Source organism: Actinobaculum suis (assembly GCF_900102025.1).
In the GTDB taxonomy this organism is placed as follows: Bacteria; Actinomycetota; Actinomycetes; order Actinomycetales; family Actinomycetaceae; genus Actinobaculum; species Actinobaculum suis.
The window spans coordinates 88,683-112,117 of the sequence record NZ_FNAU01000003.1; the positions used below are offsets into that span (position 1 = coordinate 88,683).

Here is a 23,435-nt window from a genome sequence, read left to right on the forward strand (position 1 = left end):
CGCCCGTGGTGCCCGGCGTGGTTTCCTGCGCCGAGCGCCACGGGTTTACTGCACCTAGCGCCGCAAGTTTCCTACACCAAGCACCACGGGTTTACTGCGCCAAGCACCGCAAGTTTCCCACACCAAGCACCGCGAGTTTACTGCGCCGAGCGCCACAAGTTACCCAACGTGCCGCCTCAGTAGCCGAATAGGGGATGAACCGCGCCCTTTTGCCACCTACACTTGCACCATGAGAATTGGAGTCCCTACTGAATTGAAGAATAACGAGTACCGCGTGGCCTTGACGCCTGCCGGTGCGCGTGAACTTACCGAGGCTGGACACGAGGTTGTAGTGCAGTCCGACGCCGGGCGCGTTTCCGGTTTTTCCGACGAGGCTTACGCTGCGGCAGGCGCAAAGATTGGGACCGCCGGACAAGCTTGGGCGGCAGACCTCGTTTTGAAAGTCAAAGAACCAGAACCGGAGGAATACCACTACCTGCGGCCCGACCTCGTACTCTTCACCTACCTGCATCTGGCTTCCAATACCCGACTAGTACGGGCCCTGCTGGATGCCGGCACAATTTCCGTAGCTTATGAAACCGTGCGCGAAGGCAACAAGCTCCCCTTGCTCGCCCCCATGAGCCGGGTAGCCGGCAACCTTTCCCCAATTATTGGTTCTTACCATCTGATGGAAGCCCAGGGCGGATCGGGCATGCTCATTGGCGGCGTGGCCGGAACGCGGCCCGCCCGAGTAGCGGTGGTCGGTGGCGGTGTGGCTGGTGAAAGCGCCGCCGTAATGGCCGCCGGCATGGGCGGAGACGTAACCGTGCTCGATATTTCGGTAGAACGGCTTGCCGCTTTGCGTTCCACTTACGGTTCCACCTTCAAAACTTTGGCTTCTAATGCGCAAAACATTGAAGAAACCGTGGCCAATGCGGACCTCGTAATCGGTTCCGTGCTCATCCCGGGGGCTTCCGCCCCGAAGCTAGTTACCAGCGCCATGGTCCGCAAAATGCGAGAAGGTTCAGTGCTGGTGGATATTGCGATCGACCAAGGTGGCTGTTTTGAAGGTTCGCATCCCACCACGCACCAACATCCCACTTTCGATGTGGATGGGAAGATCTTCTACTGCGTGGCAAATATGCCCGGCGCGGTACCTCAAACCGCTACCGAAGCGTTGACGAACACCACTTTGCCTTATGCCATGCAAATCGCAAATCACGGATGGCGCGAAGCGCTGACCGCAGACCCCGGCTTCCGCCCAGGGCTTAACACTGCGGCCGGTAAAATTACTAATCGCGCCGTTTTTGACTCCGTTGCCGGGACGATGGGCCTACAGGAGGCTGACTTCACTAACGACCTCCCAGAAGAGCAGTGAGAGACTTTTACCATGAAGGATTTCTATTCGCTCTACACGCATGGCTTTGCCCGCATCGCCGCGGTTTCTCCCGCGGTTACACCCGGTAAGCCCCTAGCCAATGCCAACAGCATTATCCTTGCCGCCCAGCGAGCTTCCGCACAAGGCGCCGTTTTGGCCGCTTTCCCCGCTCTGGCAGTAAGCGGCGCCAGCCTCGAAGATCTCTATTTCCAAGATGCTTTGCTGGAGCAAAGCTACCGCGCTTTGGAACAGATTCGCCTGGCTTCCCAGGACCTCACCCCCATGTTGGTGGTAGGTGTGCCCTTGCGATCTTCCCAAGCGCTGTATTCTTGCGCGGTAGTGATCCATCGCGGCTATGTTTTGGGGGCCGTTCCCCAACAAGCTTTTTCGGCTGGTTCTTACGGTTCCCGGTATTTCGCGCCCGGCGCTTCCCTGGCGCGCCAGTCCCTGGAGTATCCGTATCCCACTATTCCGTACGACGACGCCGACTGGCTGGAGGATTTGCCGGCAGCAGAATCTGCCCGGCTGGTGTATCAGTTAGACAAGGACAGTATTCCCTGTTCTCCCGGCCTGTATTTTTCGGCCACGGATCTTCCCGGTTTTTCTTTCACCATTGATTTTGCGGGAAATAATGGCGCGAACAGCACCGCGGCAGAATCTGATCCGGCGGCGCTCACGGTACGGCTGGATGCGAGCCCGGCAGTAGCGGGAAGTTGGCGGCAGCCCCAGCAGGCCGCCCTGGTCGATTCCGCGCGCTCCCGCGGGGCGATTCTCTACGTGAATGCCGGTGCTTGGGAATCGAGCACTTCTGCGGCCTGGGCAAGCTCCGCTTTTATCGTGGAAAATGGCTCCCTACTGGCCAACTCCGGTTTTGGAGCCGAAGCGGGCGGAGCCGGTTTCCCCACGGCGTCGGAACCGATTATTACCTACGCAGATATTGATCTAGACGGTATTGCTTTGGCGCGGCGCTCCGCCCCCGGGTTTACGGATGCGGCAAGCGTGGGAGCGCCGGGAATGCCGGCCGCGCTCGCCGCGGACTACCCGGAGATTCCCTTCCAGCTTGGGGTACCGGATATGGCAGAACTGGGCGAAAGCGTACAAGATTTGCGCCGGCCCCTTCCGCGCTTCCCCTTCCAGGAAGATCATGGCCACCCGATCGATCCGGAAGAAGTACTCAACTTGCAAGCCAGTGCTTTGCAAACTCGTTTGCGGGCGATCGGCCAACCAAAGATTGTGCTGGGAGTTTCCGGCGGTCTGGATTCCACGCAGGCACTGCTGGTAGCAGTTACGGCGTGTGATCGGGCCGGAATTTCCCGGGAAAATATTTTGGCTTTCACCTTGCCCGGGTTTGCTACCTCGCAGGGCACGAAATCTAATGCTTATGCACTGTGCCAGGCCTTGGGCGTACCTCTCGAAGAAATCGATATTAAGCCTGCGGGTATGCAGATTCTGAGCGATCTGGGCCACCCCTACGCGCATGGGGAACCCGTTTACGATGTAACCTTCGAAAACGTGCAGGCTGGTTTGCGGGCCGATTATTTGTTCCGGATTGCCGGCCAGCGCGGCGGGATCGTGCTCGGCACCGGAGACCTTTCCGAATCTTCCTTGGGCTGGGCGACCTTTGGCGTGGGTGACCATATTTGCCATTACAACGTGAATGCCGGCCTCCCCAAGACTTCCATGCAAGGGCTTATTCGCTGGGTGATTGCAACCTCCCGTTTTGGCGAGGAAGCAAATGCGGCCCTGCAAGCAATTTTGGATACCGAAATCTCGCCGGAACTGGTACCGGCAGATGCACAGGGCGCCATGCAGTCTACCCAACAGCAGATCGGCCCCTACGAATTGCAGGACTTCCATCTGTATTGGTTAATGCGCGGGTACAAGCCGGCCAAAATTGCTTTCCTGGCCTACCATGCCTGGCATGATGCCACGCGGGAAGCCGGGTGGCCGCAAGGTTATACGGGCGCGCGGCACGAATATTCAATCGGGGAAATCAAACACTGGTTGGGGATTTTTGTGCGCAGGTTCTTTAGCCAGCAGTTCAAGCGGTCCACTTCCCCGAACGGTCCAGAAATCCTTCCGGGCGGTTCGCTCGGCCCGCTTGGGGCATGGCGAATGCCTTCCGATATTAGTTCCGAGGCTTGGCTGGCCGACCTGGCCGAGGTTCCCGAAGAATAGCGGCAAGGGTAGTGGCAAGAGTAGCGGCACTGGAATTTGTAATAAAAACAAAATGAGGCAATAAGTATGATTGAGATTTTTTCGGAGCTCACACCGGAGCTATTTGCGGCCTATCAGGAGCTAATCCCGCAGCTTTCGCATTCTTTGCCCGGTGTTTCTCAAGAACACGCCGCGGAGGTACTAAACCAACCGGGCGTGTACCAATTGGTTTACCGGCAGGCGCCAGGCGAACCAATCCAAGGTCTGCTCACTTTGGTGACTTTCTCGATTCCTACCGGGAAACGTGCCTGGGTGGAAGACGTAGTGGTTGATAGCGCAGCCCGCGGCCACGGGGCCGGTAAGGAACTCGTGGAAGCTGCTTTGGCCCAAGCCCAAAAGGTAGGGGCGCGGACGGTGGACCTCACTTCCCGGCCCTCCCGTGAAGCCGCTAACCGCCTGTACCGTCGGGTCGGTTTCCAACCCCGAGAAACAAACGTGTACCGTTACGAGGCCTAAAGGGATCATGCCAAGGGCCTAGTTTTTCTAACCGGTTACGGTGTTGGTTGACGTTCCGCTTTCTTTTAGCGTTGCTTTTAGCGTTGCTTTTAGCGGAGCAGATGCAAACCAACACCGTTTCTCGTTAGTGCGGCGTTATCGGTGTACGACGGATAGGTCAGGCCCTGAGAACTCTAAACCGGTCCTTTCGGGGTGTTATCGGTGTACGACGGATAGGTCTGCGCGCTGGAATTCTTTGATATCCGAGTAACCAGTGGCAGACATCGCGTGGCGGAGCGCGCCCATAATATTCGTGTGCCCCTGCGCCGAAGAAGTGGGGCCGAAAAGTACCTCTTCGAGGGAACCAGCGGTTCCTACATAAACGCGTTCTCCGCGCGGCAGGCGCGGATGGCGTGCTTCCGGCCCCCAATGCCACCCAGCACCGGGAGCTTCCGCGGCCCGCGCCAGCATGGTTCCCAACATGAGGCCGTCAGCTCCGCAAGCAATTGCTTTTACGACGTCGCCGGAAGTGCCCAGGGACCCATCGGCAATTACGTGCACGTACCGGCCACCCGATTCATCCAAATAATCGCGCCGCGCGGCCGCAATTTCGGCAATGGTGGTAGCCATGGGCGCGGCAATGCCCACCGTGCGCAAGGTTTGCGAAGCAGCTCCCCCACCGTAACCGGCAAGCACTCCCGCCGCGCCGGTACGCATTAGATGCAAGGCGCCCTGGTAGGTAACAGCGCCGCCGACGATCACCGGGATATCCAGGTCGTAAATAAACGTGCGCAAGTTGAGCGGTTCACGCGTGGTAGAAACATGTTCGGCAGATACGGTGGTCCCGCGGATTACAAAAAGGTCCAGGCCCGCTTCTTGCACCGGGCCGACCAGCGATTTTGCGGCGCCCGGCGAGCAGGCACCGGCCACCACCACGCCCGCATCACGCAATTCGGTGAGCCGCTGGCCAATTAGTTCATTCTTGATTGGTTCGGCCGCGTACAGCCGCTGCAATACCGCATTCGAATTTTCGGCGGAGGTACGGGCTATTTCCGCGTAAACTTCGCTCGGATTTTCGTAACGGGTCCACAAGCCTTCCAGGTCTAGGACGCCCACCCCGCCCATTTTCCCGAGCTCAACAATCATTTCCGGGGAACCTACCGAATCCATTGGCGCGGCCATGACCGGAATATCCAGGTGGTAGGCATCGAGTTGCCAAGCGGTTGAGACCTCCCGCACATCCCGGGTGCGGCGCCGTGGTACCACCGCGATATCGTCCAACGTGTACGTAATTCGTGCGCGTTTCCCGCGTCCAATTTCAACTTCGCTCACGCTTACCAGCCTAGCTGGAACTTCCCGGATATCCCCATGCGCCTCGCGGCGGCGAATCAGTCGCCGCGCAAGAGATGACCGCCTCCGTTCCCTCCCCACGCGCCTCGCGGCGGCTAAGGTAGGAGCAGTCAACTGCGGAAGGAATTGCTATGTGGACCGAAAACCCGATCCTCGGATTCGATACTGAGACAACCGGTGTAAATCCGGCGAAAGAACGCCTTGTTACGTGCTCGCTCGTACGGGTCACGTCCGACGGCGCACAGTCTCGCTTCTGGTTGGCCGATCCGGGAGTGCCCATCCCGGCGGCGGCGAGCGCTATCCACGGGATTACTACGGAGCGGGCCCAGCAGGAGGGCCAGCCAATCACGAAAGTTTTGGCAGAAATCTCGGATGCGCTCGTGGCGCATTTAAGCCAGGGTTTTGCCGCAGTTGCTTTTAATGCTTCATATGATTTCACCTTGTTGGAGGCGGAGTTGCGCCGGCACGGCTTGCCAACCCTCGCAGAGCGGCTCGGGGGCGAAATCTTCCCGGTAGTAGACCCGTATCTTTTAGATCGGGCTCTGGATCGTTACCGGCGGGGCAAGCGCAGACTAATAGACTTGGTGGAGCATTACGGCGTTGGCAATAACGATTCCTTCCACGACGCCGAAACTGACGTGCGGGCAACTTTGCGAGTGCTGGCAGCAATAGTCCGCAAGTACCCGCAGGTGGCGAAGATGGACCTGCGCGAGGTGGTGGACTTGCAGATCGCCGCCAATAACGAATTCCAAACTTTCTTGCAATCTCGGGGCCGCGGTTCGGGCCCGCAAGAAGGTTGGCCAGTACCGCGGTAGCGGGTGCTGCCCGGTATCCCAATACTGGCAATTTGCAGTTTTCGCGGCCATTGACTCATGCCGAAGAGGAGACTTTCGTTCCCTGCAAGTAAGTCCGCCACTGCGCATAGTGTTTATAAAACTAGCGGGCTGCGGTAGCCCCCCCCCATCTGGTGGGAAGTACCGCAGCCCGCTTTTGCTACGCCGATATTTTTCTACATATGCTTTCGGCTGCGCCGCGTAGCCTTGCCGCCAATCTTTCCGCGCAGCTCTGCCGCGCAGCCTTACCGTTCGGCTTTGCAGCCTTACCATTCGGCTTTACCGCGTAGCTTTGCGTTAGCCTTGCTTTCGCCGTTTGGCTTTCTTGCAGGCGTTTCGCGTTGCTTTCGCGTTTAGCTCCGGCCGGAGTAGTTGGGCGCTTCCACGGTCATTTGTACATCGTGCGGGTGGGACTCTTGCAAGCCTGCCGCCGTCATCCGTACGAAGCGTCCCTTTTCCTTCAGTTCCGGAATCGTGCGCGCACCCGAATAGAACATGGACTGGTTGAGCCCGCCTACCAGTTCATAAAGTACGGAAGAAAGCGCACCGCGATACGGTACTTGGCCTTCGATACCTTCCGGAATGATCTTGTCATCACTGGTAACGTCTGACTGGAAATAGCGGTCCTTCGAATAGGATTTCTTACCCCGCGAGCTCATGGCACCGAGCGAACCCATGCCGCGGAAATGCTTGTATTGCTTACCGCTAACAAACACGAGTTCACCTGGAGTTTCTTCACAGCCAGCAAGCAGGGAGCCGAGCATTACGGTGTCTGCCCCGGCCACGATAGCCTTTGCAATATCGCCAGAATAGTGCAGGCCCCCATCCGCGATCAGCGGTACACCGGCAGGTCCGCACGCCTTTGCTGCCTCGTGTACAGCGGTGAGCTGCGGAACGCCAACCCCGGCAACCACGCGGGTGGTACAAATCGAGCCGGGCCCGATCCCCACCTTGACGGCATCCGCGCCGGCGTCGATAAGCGCCTGTGCACCGGAACGGGTGGCAACGTTTCCACCAATAATCTGGACCCCATCAAACCCGGAATCCTTACGCAGGTTGGAGATCATATCGAGGGCAATCTTGGCTTCCCCGTTTGCGGAGTCGATAACGATTACGTCTACGCCCGCATCGGCAAGCGCGGTGGCACGTTCCCAAGCGTCACCCAGATAGCCGACGCCGGCGCCCACCAGTAGCCTTCCGTTTGCGTCCTTGGAAGCATTTGGATACTGCTGGGTTTTTACGAAGTCTTTAACGGTGATAAGGCCGGAAAGCTTTCCGTCCTTATCTACGAGCGGTAGTTTTTCAATCTTGTTACTGGAAAGAAGTTCTTGTGCTTCTTCCCGCGATACCCCGGTGGGGGCAGTAATGAGCGGCATACGCGTCATTACTTCCGAAACGCGGATATTTTCGTAGTCGCTTTTCTTGACAAAGCGGAGGTCGCGATTAGTAATAATGCCCAGGAGCGTGCCTTCGCCGTCAATTACCGGCAGGCCAGAAATGCGGTAGCGGCCGCACAGATCATCAAGTTCTTTCAAGGTGGCTTCCGGGCCAACGGTAACCGGATCGGTGACCATACCCGATTCAGACCTTTTCACTTCCCGAACTTGTTGAGCTTGTTCTTCTACGGATAGGTTGCGATGAATAATACCGATTCCACCTTGGCGAGCCATAGCTACTGCCATATTCCGTTCCGTCACCGTATCCATAGCCGCCGAAACCATCGGCGTCTTCAGGGTAATCTTGCGAGTGAGCGGAGAGGAAGTATCAACCTCGGAGGGAATAACATCCGTAGGTTGCGGAACGAGCAGAACATCATCATAAGTAAGTGCTAGCGGTGCAAAGTCATTCTCGAACTCCATTTTTCCATTTTACGCCCTGCACCCTGCATATTCTCCGAATAAAGCGAGCATTTGCTCACCAGTTAATGCCGCAAAGGTGGCTGCCCCTATGGCAACCACCTCCCTAACTTCAGTAACGCAAATTATTCCATGGCCACAACCTCAACGGTCACACCCTCAGCACCGCAGCTCCAGGTACCTATTCCGCGGTTTGTGTTCTTGTGGGAACCCGCATTTATCGCGGAATTAGTGCGCGGGAGAAAATGCGGGAGGTGCGGGGCCTGGCTGGCCTCGCACCTCCCGGGTTCTGTATTTATTTAGGTGCTAACGGTTTACTTGCGCACTGCCAGCGGTTTGATTCCGCGCTAGCAGTTTGCTTTGGCACTAGCGCGTTACGCATTACTTGTTAGGCGCCAGCGGTTTGATTCCGAGCTAGCGGCGTTAGCGGCTCAAAACCGGCTTTATGTTAGCAACGGCGCTAGCTACGGCGTTAGGCGCTAGCGGTGTTAGCTTCGTGTTAGCGGCGGTCTACGGCCGGGGTGTCAATTCCGTCCCCGTCCCAATCGCCAACCACCGAAACATCCTTCGCATTACCATAAGCAAAGACCTCATCAGCCACGCCAGAAACCAATTCGTTCTTCAAGAAGAACTGGTTGCCGCGTACCACGCCAACCCCGTCCTTGCCCGTACCGTTCCAGTCACCAACAATCACGCGATCACCAGCAGTACCATAAGCAAACTCAAACGCAGCCTTGGTATCCTCCAGCTTGCTTTGTACGTAGAAGATATTTCCACGCACAGTGGCCAAGGTATCCTTACCGTCCCCGTTCCAATCCCCAGCAATAAGGGTATCGGTCGGGTTGCCGTAACCGTAAACGGCGTCAGCAACACCAGAAGTTAGCGAATTACGAACAAAGACCTGGTTACCGCGAACTACGGCAATCGTGTCCTTACCATCACCATTCCAGTCCCCTACCAGGACCTCATCACCAGCGTTACCGTAGGCAAACTCGAACTGCGCAACACCGCCAAAGCCATTGGTACCCAAGAACGCGTTACCCCGGCGCACCAACGGCGTATCTATACCGTCACCATCCCAGTCACCAAAGATGATTTCATCGTTCGGGTTACCATAATTGACCGTACGATCAGCCTTACCCTGACCCCACGCATTCACATACAACACACCACGAGCATCATTACCAACCGCCCACACACCAGCTGGCTTTTCGCTAGCCGGTTTGTCGGCACCGGGCTTCTCGGTGCCTGCCGGATCCGTGCCTGCCGGATCCGTGCCTGCCGGATCCGTGCCCGCCGTATCCGTGCCCGCCGTATTCGTGTCCGTCTGAGCCGTCTGTTCGCCCACCGTTACCGGAATCGTCAGATCGGCATCCCCGGCAACCACACGCAGAGTGGATTCGAAGGGAGCGTCCGCGGGAACGGTGAAGGTGATCGTGGCCTTCCCGGTGTCGTCAATATGCGGGGTCACCGTGTTATCCACTTCTGCGGTACCGACCTTCGTGTTGTTCAGGTACAGGTCTACCTTTTCGGTTACCGGTTCGGAGGAAGTCATGGAGAGCGAGGCCAAGTTAATCGTGGCTTCCTTGCCCGGCTGCAGTTTATCTTCACCGTTAATACCGATTGAAGACTGACGGTAGGAAACCTGGAAGTCCGGGTTGGCCTTCAAGAATTCGTTGAAGGCCACGTTGTCAACGATGCCGGTATCCGCGTAGTTCTTACCTTCCGTGAAGACGCTGAAACCATCGCCCCCATCCAGCAGGAACTGGTTCGAAGCGATCGTGTACGTCTGCGATTCATCGCGTGGCACGAGCTTGCCATCAACGTAAACCGCCTTCACCCGGTTGCCCGGCTCACCTTCGTGGTCGTACAGGTAGGTGGTGTTATAGGAAAGTCCCAAGCGCAATAGTGGCCGGGCTGCATCTTCCGCATCCTTCCACTGCTGTTCGAGCATGGTGTAAACCTGTGCGCCCGTCAGATCGATCGTCGCATAAGAATTGCCGAAGGGCTGGACGCTGTAGGACTCCTGGTAGGTGATCTGGCCATCACCATTCGGATCTAGATCGGCCCGCAAACCGCCAGGATTAATAATCCCGAAATCGGCCTTCTTCTCCATGCCGAGCGAGTACTGGTAGAAGCCTTCTGCGATCAAATTGCCCACAGAAGATTCCGTACCGCGGTTAGCGCCAGTATCGTTTGTGTTCCGATCGTTCGTACCGCGATTAGCGATACCGCTAATGGTTCCCACCGGTTGGGCGCCCAATTCTTCCGCTTGCGCCTTAGCCTTCTGATACAGCGCCTCGATATCTTGATCAATCACGTCTGGCTCGGTGAAAGCCTTCTTTTCGACGTCGTACACCGTCTTATTTTCGGCGGTAACGCTCTTCAGTTCTTTCTTTTCGTTATCCCATTCGAGCACAATGTGCCCAAAGTTCCGGCCGAACTCACCGGGTTCAATAACCGGTGCACCGGATTCGGTTGTGGTTTCGGCGAGCAAATGGGTGTGGCCGGCAACCTGCACGTCTACATCCGCACCCACCTTTTGCGCTACTTCATGGTTTTCGTGCATGAGGCCAACCACGATATCGGCTTCCCCATTAGATTCGTCGCCATCCTTGAGCTGGGCAGCAACACGGTTCGTTGCTTCTACCGGATCGGTGAATGTAAGCCCTCTAATTCCGGAGGCAGAAACCAGGTTCGGCATATCGGCCGTCACCGTGCCTACGAAAGCGACCCGGATCCCATCCTCGGTCTTGAGCATAAAGTAGGGCGCGAAGTCTCCCGGCCGAGCCCCTTCCACATTGGCATGGACGAAGGGGAAATTCGCTTCCTTCTTAATGCGGTCCCGGTAGTCGTTGTAGCCCTGATCAAATTCGTGGTTTCCAGAAGAGGAACCTTGGAGGCCCATCGCGTTCAGGATATCCAGCGTGGGCTGATCGTTTGCAATGGAGGAAACGTAGGCGGAACCGCCAACCAAATCACCGTTGCCCACGAAGAACGTATTACCCGGGTTTGCTTCGCGCAACTTATTAATTTGCCCGGCCAGGTGGGCGGCAGTTTCAATGTGCCCATGGAAGTCTGAAATCACCGCAATATCGATCTTGGTAGTACTGGTTTGCGCGCTACCGGCATCGCCGGATCCGCTTTCCCCGCTACCTGCATCGCCGGTTCCACTTTCTGCGGTTCCCTGTTCGGTTCCGGTATTTCCAGATTCGGTGCCAGCTTGCTGCGTATCAGCCTGCGTGGAAACAGTTTGCCCTTCACCCTGCACACCAACGGTTTTTTGCTCGCCATACGCGGGGATCGTGGCCCCACCCATAACGACGGCGAGGGCCGTGATATATGCGGACCCTCGCCTAAAAATCGATTTAGACATATTTATTCCTTCGTGTTACCTGAATACAACTCCGTGTTTTCACAGGGTCACCCAGCATCATCCTGGAACCGTGTAAACACCTCGTAAACCTCGGTGAACAGCATGGAACATTTGATCTAATACTTGGGGTCATTCCCCCGCGGTCCGGGAGAAAGGTCCCGAACAATAGGAGCCAAAGGGCCCTTAACTAAAGGGCCCAAATAGTTAGGGGTTTATCGCGAAAAGCAATAGGGGTTTATCGCGAATAAAAACAAAACATAGGGCCGGAGCTAAGAGATAACCTCCCAGCTCCGGCCCTACCAATAGATCCGCACGAACACCAATCTCACATTCAAGCGGCACTACCGCTTATATGTATATCGATATTCAGTGACCAGAATCTGGGCGACACCCGCTATCATTGCCGTTTACCCACTACCGGTTTTTTTGCCAGATATAGGCCAATGCTTACCATCCGGTAGTGCGCATTAACGAGTGCCATGCCCTAGTATTTTTAGCGCTCGACAATAGCCAGCACATCACGCGCGGAAAGAATAATGTACGTTTCTTCTCCGTACGTTACTTCCGTCCCGCCGTACTTGGAGTAGACGACGACGTCGCCCTCCTTAATATCCAGCGGAACCCGGTTCCCATTGTCATCGATGCGGCCCGGCCCTACCGCCAGTACCTTACCTTCGGTTGGCTTCTCAGTGGCGGTATCCGGAAGATAGATACCCGAGGCCGTGGTGGTTTCAGCTTCTTCCTGCTTGATGACAATGCGATCCTCAAGCGGCTTAATGGAGACGGACAATTGTCTCCTCCTTTACTTCTAGACTCGTGCAATTATGTCAGCGCTCAGAGCCGGGACCCGCCGTCGCGGGGGCCGGGCCCAAACCCAAGCACAAGCCGTAGCAGAACTACGTCCGGAGTTAACGTTAGGCTGTAGCTAGCACTCGGTCAAGTTGAGTGCCAGGTTAGAGCGAAATAATTCACCCTTGAGCAAAACCACCGAGTTTTCTCACTCTGCCCGGGCATGCGCTCGCCCTATTCCCGCTTCTGCTAATTCACCCGCTTCTGCTAATTCATGACGATGGTGCTCAGATCCATATTGGTATCCACCGAAAGATCCAGTGCAGATTCAGGCACGTTGTTTTTCACCAGCTCATAGCCCAGTGCCGCGATCATCGCCCCATTATCAGTGCAGTAACGTAGGGGCGGGATCCGCACGGTGATGCCTTCTGCTTCCCCGCGTTCGGCCGCGAGCGCCCGCAGCCGCGAGTTTGCCGAAAAACCGCCGCCGATCACGAGCGTATCGCAATCGTAGGCGTGGCAGGCACGCAAAGCTTTCTCCGTCAGGGTATCGACGATGGCTTCCGTAAAGCCGGCGGCAATATCGGGCTTATTGACTTCTTCGCCGCGTGCTTCACATCCTTCAATGTAGCGGGCTACCGCCGTCTTGAGCCCGGAGAAGGAGAAATCATAGGGGTGCTTTTCGCGGTTTTTCCCGCTTTCCAGGCCGCGCGGGAAACGAATTGCCTCCCGGTCACCAGCTTGCGAGAGTTTATCTACGTAAACCCCACCCGGGTACGGGGTGCCGAGCAAGCGGCCCACTTTATCGAAGGCTTCGCCCGCGGCGTCGTCCAAAGTACCGCCGAGTTCTTCCACCTCCGTGGCAATATTGCCCACCCTCAAAATCGAGGAATGGCCGCCCGATACCACTAGGCCAATGAACTTTTCTGGGAAGGGGCCTTCTGCGAGCTCATCTACCGCCAAATGTCCAATAATATGGTTCACGCCGTAGAGGGGTATGCCAAGTGCTAGGGCCAGTGCTTTTGCCGCGGAAACTCCTACCGTCAAAGATCCGACCAGGCCGGGCCCGGCGGTCACCGCGATCGCGTCTATATCTGCGAGCGCGGTCTGCGCTTTTTCGAGGGCCGCAGTAATGGTGGGAACCATTTGTTGTAGATGTGCACGCGAGGCAATTTCTGGGATAATCCCGCCGTAGCGTGCGTACTCGTCCATGGAGGTGGCCGTTACGTCTGCCAGTAGCTCACCGTCTTTTACAATGGCGACGCCGGTTTCATCACAGGATGTTTCAATGCCGAGAACCGTAATACTCACGGGCAAAGTCTAGCGCCGAGCTGGCCTACTGTGCATCACGATGTATATCGCGCCGCATAATTAGCCCGTCTGTACCTCGGTAATAGCCGGGGCGCGTGCCCACGGTGTAAAAACCGCGCGATTCATATAATCCGCGGGCTACGGGATCGTTTTCTCGCACTTCCAAAAAGACCTGTTCGGCCCCGCAGGCCGCGGCTACCGTGAGCAAAGAATCGAGGAGGGAGCTACCTATCCCCTGCCCGCGGAAGGATTTATCGACGCCGATCGTCATGATTTCTGCTTCCACGCCTAAATTGACGGCTCCGGCCGCAACCAGATCGTCTACCTCCGGCCGGGGCGGCGTGGTTTCGATAAGTCGATCTATGAGAACCAGGCAACCCGGAAAGCTGAGAGCTTCTTGCCAGGCGGCTTCCGGCCAGGCTTCCCGGTCAAATACCGCAAAATCGAAACGCGTGAGCGCATCCGCATCAGCGGGCATCGCCACTTGCCGGCGTAGGCGAAATGCGCGCGCCGGCGCTACGCCGCCGGTATTGCCTTCGCGTTCTGCGTGGCTTTCGCCGGCGTTATTACCTTCGTAGGTAGCGCGGCCTTCGCGTTCTGCGTGGCTTTCGCCAGCGCTTTTACCTTCGTAGGTAGCCTGGCCTTCGCTCGTGCTGCGGCCTTCGTGGGTAACGCCGGTTTCGGGGGCGAGGTTTTCGGCCGGATTATCGGCGGCGGGTTTAGGAACGGTAGCCATCGCCCGCCTTTTGGGCCACCCCGCGGGCCACATCCGGGCGGCGCAAATACAACGGTTCGGTGCTCAAAGCCGCCTCCGGATCGGCCGCGTTATCCAAACGGGAAAGGGCAATACTCGCCAAATATTCCGGTTCGGGAAGTACCAGCTGGGCGCCGGCCAATTCCGGATACAAATCGGCACGGGAAACGGCGAGCGGGGCGCCGTGCGTCGTCGTCGCTACTTCGGCAGGCTTAATAATCTGCGGAGGCGAAAAAACGAGGACGTCACTATACCCGGCAATTGCGCGAGCCCCGGCAATATACAGTTCCTTGCGCCGCGCATCGATCACCGGCCACACTTGCGTTGCGCCGGCTCTGAGCGCGCCGTAGGCCATGGCATCTAGCGAAGGGACCCCGTAAAGCGGAATATCCCACGCAAAGGCGAGGGTGCGGGCAGTTACTAAACCGGCACGCAAACCCGTAAAAGCTCCCGGGCCGGTACCGGCCACGATCGCTTCCGGCACGTCCACATCAGCCGCGTCGAGCGCATCGCTGACCATGGGCGTCAGGTTTTCGGCATGGCTCCGCGAATCTGCAGAAACCAGGCGGGCCAAAGTATGGAACTTAGCCTCGGTTTCGGGAACCGTCCCGAAATTAGTTTCCACCACGCCAACTACGGTCTGGTCAGAGGTATCAATCGTCAAAATAATCATTTATTCGCTCTTTTCCTCATCCGCAGGAGCGGGATTCGGCGTGGATTCTTGGTAGCGGTGCAAAGTTTCGCCCAGCAATTCATGAGCGCGCTGCCCGGTGGCAGTGAAAGTCAAGGTGCGCGGCGCATCCACGTACAGGTCGGCTACGTCTTGGCCGCGAGCGGCACCTTCCGGGCGGGTGATCGTGATTTCTAGCCGGTCTGGGGAAAGGACTTCTACTTTGCCTGTACCCCATTCAATGAGGGTGGCAGAATCTTCCAAACTGGTATCCAGATCGAGGGCATCGAGTTCTTCGAGGCCTTCTAAACGATAGGCATCCACGTGGATAAGATCCGGGCCGGTACCGCGGTTTTTGTGCACATTGGCAATCACGAAGGTGGGCGAGGTAACGCGCCCGCTTACATTCATGCCGACTGCTACCCCGCGCACCAGCGTCGTCTTCCCTGCCCCGAGCGGACCGGTAAGCATCACCAGATCGCCGCGCTGCACCGATTCGCCCAGCGCCCTGCCGAAGCTCTGCATTTCTTCCGCATCCGGGATTATGATTTCCTTCATCACGCGCTCCATGATAAACCCCGCATCTACTTCCTGCCTGTTAGTTAGGAGGCGCGCGCTTTATTCCACGTATACGCGCGGAACGCGCGGGCCAATACGGGTGGGAATCTCGTAGCCGATCGAATCGGACCATTCACCCCAGTTATCGGTAGTGGGCGCGCCGGTGCTTTCATCACCGAAAATGATTACCTCATCTCCCGGGCGGGCAGATGGTGGCAATTGGATCACAAACTGGTCCATGCAAACCCGGCCAATAATCGGGCAACGATGGCCCCTAACCAGCACTTGCCCCCGGTTGGAAGCCGCCCGCGGAATACCATCGCCATACCCGAGCGGCACGATCCCCAGGTGGGTTCCCGCCGGCACGGTTTGCGTACCACCATAAGACACCCCGGTGGTGCTTTCCGTTATCCGGGCGCCGATAATTCGCGAGCGCAAGGTCATTACTGCTTGCAAACCCAATTCGGCGGCCGTTGCCACCTGCGGATTTGGGGAAATACCGTAGAGCAAAATGCCAGGCCGAACCATCGAATATTGGGCTTTATTGTGGAAAAGTGCCCCGCCGGAAGCTGCGAGATGCAGTAGCGGCGGAGCTATTCCCACTTCGGCAAGCATTTGCTTTGCTTCTTCAAACCGGCTGATCTGGGCCTGCGTAGGTGCAGGATTGACCACGTGGGTATATGTTTGCTGGTCGGCACCGGATTCTGTGCCCGCGGCCTCACCGCTGGGTGCGAGAGCGGAAGTACTCAAGGTGTCTGCTTGTGCTAAGTGGCTCCACAAACCTTTGATTTCTACGGCTCCCACGCTTGCCAAAGCTTGCAAACGCGGCAGTATGCGTTCCAATTCCCCGCGGGTAAAACCTTCCCGGGCCATCCCGGTATCTACGGCAATATGAATCTTTGCGCCGCGCATGCCCCCGCCTGCGTATCTTTCTAGTTCATCTACCACCCAGGGAGTGCCTACCGAGATTTCAATTCCCGCCCGGAAAGCGGCCCGCAGATCCGAACCCGGCGCATAAATCCAACTGAAAATGGGCGGGTGCGTGGCTGGCAGTGCCCCCGCACCGCCAGCACTGTTAGCACCGGCAGGGCCGGCTGGGCCGGCCGGCGTCGCTTCTTCACCATCACGCAACTGTGCGGCTAAAGACATCGCCTCGCCCAGTTGCGCCACACCTAGATAATCAGCGCCGGCCGCGGCTAGCGCCCGCGCGCACGGCACAATTCCGTGCCCGTAAGCATCAGCCTTCACGATCGCCATAATCTTCGTCTTAGGCAGGCGTGCTCGCAACCACCGGAAATTATGCGCCAGGGCTCCTAAGGAAATCTCTGCCCGCGATGGATAGAAACTCTCAATCACCAACTTCACTCTGCCTTCCGGTTGTTCGCAAATCTGCTTGCGAATCTGATAGCGAATTACCCAGAATTTGCCCGATAACGGGCGATATCTGCCCGGCGATGGAGGCGGCAGTGAGCGGGCGGCCTGGCGCTGCGCCTACTGCCCCGAGCGCCGGTGCAGTATCCGCCGCGCGAGCATACTCCGGTTCTTCCACTAATTGCCACCCAAATTCGCAGTCGGCCGCGCGCGCCGCCGCCCGGCCGTGTATATGCGCCGCTGCTGCCGCCAAAAGCGCGGCCCCGCCCGGTTGTTTCGCTGTTTGCGGATGCATGGCCAGCAGAGCCGCGATGGCTCCAGCCAGAACGTCCCCACTGCCAGCAACTCCCCGCCACCCGGGGGCACCTCCTTGCGCGTAGGCTTGCCCGCCCGGGCTTGCCACAATATCGACGGCGCCTTTCAGCACCACGGTAGCGCCCGTCAGGCGGGCAATTTTCCGCGCATAAAGCAACGGCGTGGCTTCGATCGTCTCCCGACTTGTGGGATGGCCCAAAGCTGCCAATAGCCGCGCGGCTTCCCCCGCGTGCGGGGTGAGTACCGCATATTCGGGCAGGCGGCCGCCCGGGATTTCAGCGAGCAGGCTGGCAATATCGTCCAGGCAGCCGGCGTCGATTACCACCGGTACCGCGGTAGAGATAGCCTCCTGCGCCGCAGTATCTGCCGGTACGGCTGGTTCTGCGCCGCAGGCCGGTTCTACGGGGGCAGCCAGCTCTACGCCGGCGGCCAGATCGGCGGGCACGGCTGGTTCTACTGGTTCTGCGCCGCGGGCCGGTTCTACGGCGGCAGCTGTTCCTTCACCCAAAGCCGGTGTTGCGGGCGCTACGGAGGTCTGCAAGCCCAAGGTGTGGCGCAGGAGCTGGCTCCCACCCGGTGGGTTGCCCGAACCTACGCAATAGGCTTGCACGCGGCCCGGGGCAAGCACCACGTCCGGGTAGCGGGCCGCAATCAACTTACCTACGGCGGCTTCTCCCAGGTAGCGCACGTAACCGGGCCCCATGGCCCGAGCCCCCTTGGTAGCGAGCAAGCCTGCGCCCGGGTAAGGCGCGCTACCGGCCAGAATGCCAGCCACGCCACGCGTATATTTATGTGCTTCCGGGCCGGGAATATCCAACAGATCGGCAACGTCCGCATCGCTAAGAGTAGCTACTGCCCACTGCCCGAGCGTGGCCGCAAAACCTAGTTTTACCAGGTCAATTTTGCCGGCATAGCCGCAGGCGGGTGGCACCACTAGCCCGGCCTTGGCGGCGCCCATGGTCACCGTGATATGGGCACGCAGGGCGGGGCCGGGCACAGCGCCCGTATCCGGATCAATCCCCGAAGGGGTATCGACCGCTACCACGAGCGGCTCCATTGGGGAAGCATCAAGTTCAGCGTTGAGAACTTCCAAAACACTGGCGATCGGTTCGCGGGCCGGCCCGCGAGCGCCAATCCCCAGCAGACCGTCGATCCACACAGCCGCCCGGCTAGCTTCCGCACCGGCCACTGCCGCCAAATCGGCGGCGGAAAGTTCCGGCGCGGCCACAGCTGGCGCGGCAACTGCCGGCGCAGACTCAGCCGGCGTGGTTCGTGCAGGCGCACGCTTACCCGGTGCGTTCCCAGCAGTCCCAGACTCAGCCGGCACAGTATCAGCTACCGCGACCGCGGGTGGTGCCGGGTAGGCACCGGGAGCGAGGCGCGCACCGGCTCGCTGCGCGGCAGCCAGGCCGGCCGCATGCACTTGCGGCGCGCATAATATAAGCCGCACTTGGGCGCCCCGCGCAGCTAGGTGCGCGGCGGCATAGAGGGCATCCCCGCCATTATTGCCGCCGCCCACGAACACCGCGATGGGGGCTCCTACCAAGCGGATCCGGCGAGTGCGTAACTCCCAAATGATCCGATTGGCCAGCGCCCGCGCCGCCCGCTTCATTAGCGGCACGCCCGCCGCCAAGAGCGGGGCTTCTGCCGCCTGTACCGTAGCCACCTCGTATGTTCTCACCATATTTCTAGTTTAGGCGCGCGCGCCATTTTTTAGCGGTTTGGTGTCAATTTTGTATACATTTTGTTTTTATTCCACCGTCACAGACTTGGCGAGGTTGCGTGGCTTATCGACGTCGTACCCCTTAGCCGCGGCCATTTCGGAAGCAAAAATCTGCAAGGGCAGCACGGTGACCAGCGGCATCATGAGAGTCGGGGTGGAGTTAGGCACCCAGAAAACTTCTTCCGCGAACTCGCGCACCGATTCGTCCCCGGCTTCGGCGATCACGATCGTCACCGCCCCGCGCGAACGCACTTCCTGCAAATTGGAAAGCACCTTAGCGTGCAACTCGGGCCGGCGCGGCGTCGGCACAATAAAGAACACCGGCAACCCCGGTTCTACCAGGGCGATCGGACCGTGTTTGAGCTCACCGGCCGCAAATCCTTCCGCGTGAATATAGGCGATTTCCTTCAGCTTCAGCGCCCCTTCCAAGGCCACCGGATATCCCACGTGCCGGCCCAAGAACAACACCGAAGTAGCATCCTTCATTTTTTGGGCCAGGGCGCGAATATCAGCCTCTTGCTCCAATACTTTGGTAATCCGGCCGGGCATTTTCCCGAGCTCATCCAAATAGTGCGCGATTTCGTCTTGGTATTTATTGCCCCGCAACTGCGCCAAATAAAGACCCAGCAGATAAGTGGCGGCAATTTGCGCCACGAAAGCCTTCGTGGAAGCCACCGCGATTTCCGGGCCGGCATGGGTGTAAAGCACCGCGTCCGATTCGCGGGCAATCGTCGAACCATAAGTGTTTACGATCGCCAACACTTTCGAACCTTGTTCGCGGGCGTGCCGGATCGCCATGATCGTGTCCATGGTTTCCCCGGATTGGGAGATTGCCACCGTCAAAGTTTTTTCGGATACCACCGGGTCCCGGTAGCGGAACTCGGAAGCAAGTTCCACCTCCACGGGGATGCGGCACCAGTGTTCGATCGCGTATCGGGCCACTTGGCCGGCATAAGAAGCGGTGCCCGCGGCAATCACCACGATCTTGTCAATCCGGCGCAAAACATCGGGCGAGATCCGCATCTCATCGAGTTCCAGTTTGCCGTCTGCCATCCGGCCCCGCAGAGTCTCGGCTACCGCCGTCGGCTCCTCGTGAATCTCCTTATCCATAAAGGTGGCGTACCCGCCCTTGACGGCAGCCGAAGCATCCCAATCCACCGTGAACGGCCGACCCGCGGTTGGCTCCCCGGCAAAGTTGTACAGCTCTACCGTATCCGGGCGCAAAACCACCACCGTATCTTGCGCGATTTCCAAAGCCTGGCGGGTTTCCCCCACAAAAGCAGCCACGTCAGATCCGAGGAAATTCTCCCCGTTTCCCAAACCCACTACCAACGGGGAGTTACGCCGCGCCGCCACTACCAGCCCGCTGCCGTCCACAGCCACCAGGGTGAAAGAACCTTCCAGTACATTGGCAAGCCGCAGCATGGCATCTTTTAGGTCTCCGGTTTGAGCCAAGAAAACCGCGAGCTGATGGGCGGCGATCTCCGTATCCGTTTCCGAGACGGGTTCAATCCCCTGCGTTTCCCGCAACTGCTGGGCCAGCTCCCGATAATTTTCGATAATGCCGTTATGTACTACCGCTACTTTGCCGTCAAAAGACAGGTGCGGGTGAGCATTGGTATCCGAAGGGGCGCCATGCGTAGCCCATCGCGTGTGCCCAATGGCAGAAATACCGGTGCCGGTTTTCGCGGCGAGGGCCTGCCGTAAATTATCGAGGCGCCCAGCACGTTTCGTGACGGCAATTTCCCCATTTTCGTTCACGAGTGCCACGCCCGCAGAGTCATATCCGCGGTATTCGAGGCGCGCCAAACCGGCCAGCACTACATCTTGAGGTCTATTACTAGCGGGGCTTGAACCCGCGTATCCTACGATTCCACACACCTGAAAAAATATAGCGCGGCGCGGCCCGCCATAAAAGTAGTGCGTACAAACTGTGCGAATGCAGGTAACCTTGGGGCATGACCAGCACCCACCTCGTCTCTTTTACCCATGACGAATGGAGCGCGCTCGCTACAAATTCGCCGCTTCCGCTCACACACGCGGATGTGCGGCGGCTGAAAGCTTTGGGAGATCCCATTGATTTGGCTGAGGCGGACGCAATTTATCGGCCCCTTTCCGCCCTTTTGCAAATGTATACGCGCGAAATTGGGGAACTGCACCAGGCTACTTCCCAGTTTTTGGGGCTCACCGAACGGCGCACCCCTTTCGTGATTGGGATTGCTGGTTCGGTGGCGGTAGGTAAATCGACGACGGCGCGGCTTTTGCAAGAATTACTTCGGCGCTGGCCGTTAACCCCGAAGGTGGAACTCGTAACTACGGACGGGTTTTTACTGCCGAATGCGGAGTTGGAACGCCGCGGGATTATGGACCGGAAAGGCTTCCCGGAATCTTATGACCAGGCCGCGCTCCTCGATTTTGTGCGGCAAGTAAAATCCGGGCGCGATCATGTTTCGGCACCGATTTATGACCACGTAACCTACGATATTGTGCCCGATGCCATGCTTACCGTGCATCATCCGGATATTTTGATTCTGGAAGGGCTGAACGTGTTACAGCCGGCGCGGGTTTTCCCGGATGACCCGCCAGATGTGGATCAAACCGTGGTTTCGGACTTCTTCGATCTTTCGATTTATGTGCATGCCGAACCCGATGATTTGGAACGCTGGTATCTAGACCGCCAATTCAAGCTCCGCGATATCGCGTTCTCCCAGCCGGACGCTTACTTCCACCAGTTTGCGGATATGCCCGATGACGAATTGCGCGAACGCTCCCGCAATATTTGGCGGACCATTAACTTGCCGAACCTGCTGGAAAACATCGAACCCACGCGCCACCGCGCCGATATTACTTTGCGGAAAGGCCCCGACCACCGGGTAGAAGAAGTCTTGATCCGCAAACTGTAAAGGCGTGCCGGGCATGTGCGGATAAGCAAGGCCTGCCCACTCTCGCCCCGGCAGGCACCGCGCACTCTCGCCCCGGCAGGCACCGCCGGATCGGGCCGCTCAGCAGCTCGATCCGGCCAGTTGCCGGCTATCGCAGGGCCCAGCTACCTGCTACCGCAGGGCGAGATTTTCGCGCACTACGTCTGCCAGTTCTTCGGCCACTGCCTGCGCCTCGGTTTCGGTTCCGGCTTCCACCATGACGCGCACCAGCGGCTCGGTGCCCGAGGGGCGCAGCAACACTCGCCCGGTTTCTCCCAGTTCGGCTTGTGCGTCTCGCACGGCTTTTTGCACCTGTTCGTTGGTGGCTGCGGCCGTCTTATCGACGTCGGGAACATTAATAAGTACTTGCGGCAAGCGCGTGACCACAGAAGCAAGTTCTGCCAAAGACTGGCCCGAAGCGGCCACTTGTTGGGCCAGCATGAGCGCGGTGAGCGTGCCATCGCCCGTGGTGGCATGTTGCATTGAAATCACGTGCCCGGACTGTTCCCCGCCCAGCGAATAGCCATTTTTACGCATTTCTTCGAGCACGTAGCGGTCTCCCACCCCGGTTTGCACGGTGGAAATCCCGTGTTCCTTCATAGCCAGTAGCAAGCCCAAGTTCGACATCACCGTCACTACCAGGGTGTTTTTGTTTAGCCAGCCGAGTTTATGGGCGGCGATCGCGAGGATCGCCATGATTTGGTCGCCATCTACCAGGTTGCCGTTACCATCGGCGGCCAGGCACCGATCGGCGTCGCCATCAAAAGCCACGCCGAAATCGGCGCCCTGTTCCACTACTGCCCGGCACATGCTTTCCGGGTGGGTAGAGCCGCAGTCGGCGTTTATGTTGTAGCCGTCCGGGTTGGCGTTAATTACGACGACGTCTGCCCCCGCTTTCCGGAAAGCTTCCGGCGCCACGGCGCTAGTTGCTCCGTTGGCACAATCAACAACGATTTTCAGGCCGTCCAAACGGGTGTTGACCGTGGATACGAGGTGGTCAATATATTTTTGGTCCGCATAGGCGCTGGTATCGGTAACCCGGCCGATGCCCGCACCGATTGGCCGGCCCCATTCTTGGCCGAGCAGGCTTTCTATTTCGTCTTCTTTGGCGTCTTCTAGTTTAAAACCGCCGCGGGCGAAGAATTTGATGCCGTTATCTTGCATGGGGTTGTGTGAGGCGGAGATCATTACGCCCAAGTCGTAGTCGCCTTCTGCGGTCAAGTAGGCAATTCCGGGGGTGGGAATGGTATCGACGTGTTCAACGTCTACCCCGGCTCCGGAAAGGCCAGCGGCAACGGCCTGACCTAGCATCCCGCCCGAGACGCGAGAATCTTGCCCGATCACCGCACGCGGGCGGCCTTCGCCACTAAAACCACGGGTGAGCACCCGGGCCGCTGCTTCCCCGAGCCGCAGAGCTAACTCTGCGGTCAAATCCCGGTTAGCAAGTCCTCGTACTCCGTCTGTTCCGAAAAGCCTCGGCATATTTTCTCCCTGCTCTGTGCCTTCCCTACGCTGCGCGGCCGCAGTTTTTAACTATTGGCATCTTCTCCGCGCGGCCGGTACACGAGGGGCGTGTACGAGTGTGCGCGGGAGACCCGG

At 58.3% G+C, this 23,435-nt stretch carries 17 protein-coding genes; 5 read left to right on the forward strand and 12 right to left on the reverse strand.

The features are described 5' to 3' along the window. Positions 1–229: 229 nt before the first annotated feature. From ald to BLT47_RS02580, 3 genes are all read left to right on the forward strand, one after another. On the forward strand, positions 230–1,357 hold the full coding sequence (ald, locus tag BLT47_RS02570; protein ID WP_074661308.1) for an alanine dehydrogenase: 1,128 nt from the start codon (positions 230–232) through the stop codon (positions 1,355–1,357). A 12-nt stretch (positions 1,358–1,369) separates the two neighbouring features. Continuing rightward, entirely contained in the window at positions 1,370–3,535 is a 2,166-nt protein-coding gene (locus tag BLT47_RS02575) for an NAD(+) synthase (RefSeq protein WP_074661313.1), read from the forward strand. 66 nt (positions 3,536–3,601) lie between these two features. Next, positions 3,602–4,030, forward strand: coding sequence for a GNAT family N-acetyltransferase (locus BLT47_RS02580; RefSeq protein WP_049618891.1), 429 nt, complete (start codon positions 3,602–3,604; stop codon positions 4,028–4,030). Between the two features lie 195 nt (positions 4,031–4,225). Here the strand turns inward: BLT47_RS02580 and BLT47_RS02585 are convergent, their stop codons facing one another. After that, the gene (locus BLT47_RS02585; protein ID WP_074661317.1) at positions 4,226–5,341 is read right to left on the reverse strand and encodes a GuaB3 family IMP dehydrogenase-related protein; all 1,116 of its coding nucleotides are present in this window, start codon (positions 5,339–5,341) and stop codon (positions 4,226–4,228) included. 149 nt (positions 5,342–5,490) lie between these two features. Here BLT47_RS02585 and BLT47_RS02590 point away from each other — a divergent pair, with 149 nt between their 5' ends. Next, positions 5,491–6,174 carry an exonuclease domain-containing protein gene (locus BLT47_RS02590; protein WP_074661321.1) on the forward strand — a complete coding sequence of 228 codons (684 nt, stop codon included), beginning with the start codon at positions 5,491–5,493 and terminating at the stop codon, positions 6,172–6,174. A gap of 371 nt (positions 6,175–6,545) precedes the next feature. On the opposite strand, the gene guaB is transcribed toward BLT47_RS02590, so the two are convergent. From guaB to glmS, 10 genes are all read right to left on the reverse strand, one after another. Further along, a complete protein-coding gene (gene guaB, locus BLT47_RS02595) occupies positions 6,546–8,051 on the reverse strand; it encodes an IMP dehydrogenase (protein ID WP_074661324.1) in 1,506 nt (501 codons plus the stop codon). 496 nt (positions 8,052–8,547) lie between these two features. After that, a complete protein-coding gene (locus BLT47_RS02600; RefSeq protein WP_074661328.1) occupies positions 8,548–11,424 on the reverse strand; it encodes a bifunctional metallophosphatase/5'-nucleotidase in 2,877 nt (958 codons plus the stop codon). Between the two features lie 493 nt (positions 11,425–11,917). Next, the gene (groES, locus tag BLT47_RS02605) at positions 11,918–12,214 is read right to left on the reverse strand and encodes a co-chaperone GroES (protein WP_049618659.1); all 297 of its coding nucleotides are present in this window, start codon (positions 12,212–12,214) and stop codon (positions 11,918–11,920) included. A 266-nt stretch (positions 12,215–12,480) separates the two neighbouring features. Beyond that, positions 12,481–13,524 carry a tRNA (adenosine(37)-N6)-threonylcarbamoyltransferase complex transferase subunit TsaD gene (gene tsaD / locus BLT47_RS02610; protein WP_074661331.1) on the reverse strand — a complete coding sequence of 348 codons (1,044 nt, stop codon included), beginning with the start codon at positions 13,522–13,524 and terminating at the stop codon, positions 12,481–12,483. Between the two features lie 25 nt (positions 13,525–13,549). Beyond that, positions 13,550–14,260, reverse strand: coding sequence for a GNAT family N-acetyltransferase (locus BLT47_RS02615; RefSeq protein WP_074661333.1), 711 nt, complete (start codon positions 14,258–14,260; stop codon positions 13,550–13,552). Further along, positions 14,244–14,951, reverse strand: a complete 708-nt coding sequence (gene tsaB, locus BLT47_RS02620) for a tRNA (adenosine(37)-N6)-threonylcarbamoyltransferase complex dimerization subunit type 1 TsaB (RefSeq protein WP_074661336.1) — start codon at positions 14,949–14,951, stop codon at positions 14,244–14,246. The genes BLT47_RS02615 and tsaB overlap by 17 nt, the downstream gene beginning before the upstream one ends. Beyond that, complete coding sequence (gene tsaE, locus BLT47_RS02625) at positions 14,952–15,506, reverse strand: tRNA (adenosine(37)-N6)-threonylcarbamoyltransferase complex ATPase subunit type 1 TsaE (protein ID WP_407706110.1); 555 nt, start codon at positions 15,504–15,506, stop codon at positions 14,952–14,954. Between the two features lie 60 nt (positions 15,507–15,566). Beyond that, complete coding sequence (gene alr / locus BLT47_RS02630; protein WP_074661340.1) at positions 15,567–16,871, reverse strand: alanine racemase; 1,305 nt, start codon at positions 16,869–16,871, stop codon at positions 15,567–15,569. Then, complete coding sequence (locus BLT47_RS02635; protein WP_083330019.1) at positions 16,855–18,876, reverse strand: bifunctional ADP-dependent NAD(P)H-hydrate dehydratase/NAD(P)H-hydrate epimerase; 2,022 nt, start codon at positions 18,874–18,876, stop codon at positions 16,855–16,857. Before BLT47_RS02635 ends, alr begins: the two co-directional genes overlap by 17 nt. A gap of 66 nt (positions 18,877–18,942) precedes the next feature. Further along, positions 18,943–20,796 (reverse strand): glutamine--fructose-6-phosphate transaminase (isomerizing), encoded by a 1,854-nt coding sequence (glmS, locus tag BLT47_RS02640; protein ID WP_074661346.1) that lies wholly within the window; start codon positions 20,794–20,796, stop codon positions 18,943–18,945. A gap of 77 nt (positions 20,797–20,873) precedes the next feature. Here glmS and coaA point away from each other — a divergent pair, with 77 nt between their 5' ends. After that, on the forward strand, positions 20,874–21,818 hold the full coding sequence (gene coaA, locus BLT47_RS02645; RefSeq protein WP_074661349.1) for a type I pantothenate kinase: 945 nt from the start codon (positions 20,874–20,876) through the stop codon (positions 21,816–21,818). Between the two features lie 150 nt (positions 21,819–21,968). Here the strand turns inward: coaA and glmM are convergent, their stop codons facing one another. Next, entirely contained in the window at positions 21,969–23,318 is a 1,350-nt protein-coding gene (glmM, locus tag BLT47_RS02650; protein WP_049618667.1) for a phosphoglucosamine mutase, read from the reverse strand. Positions 23,319–23,435 lie beyond the last annotated feature (117 nt).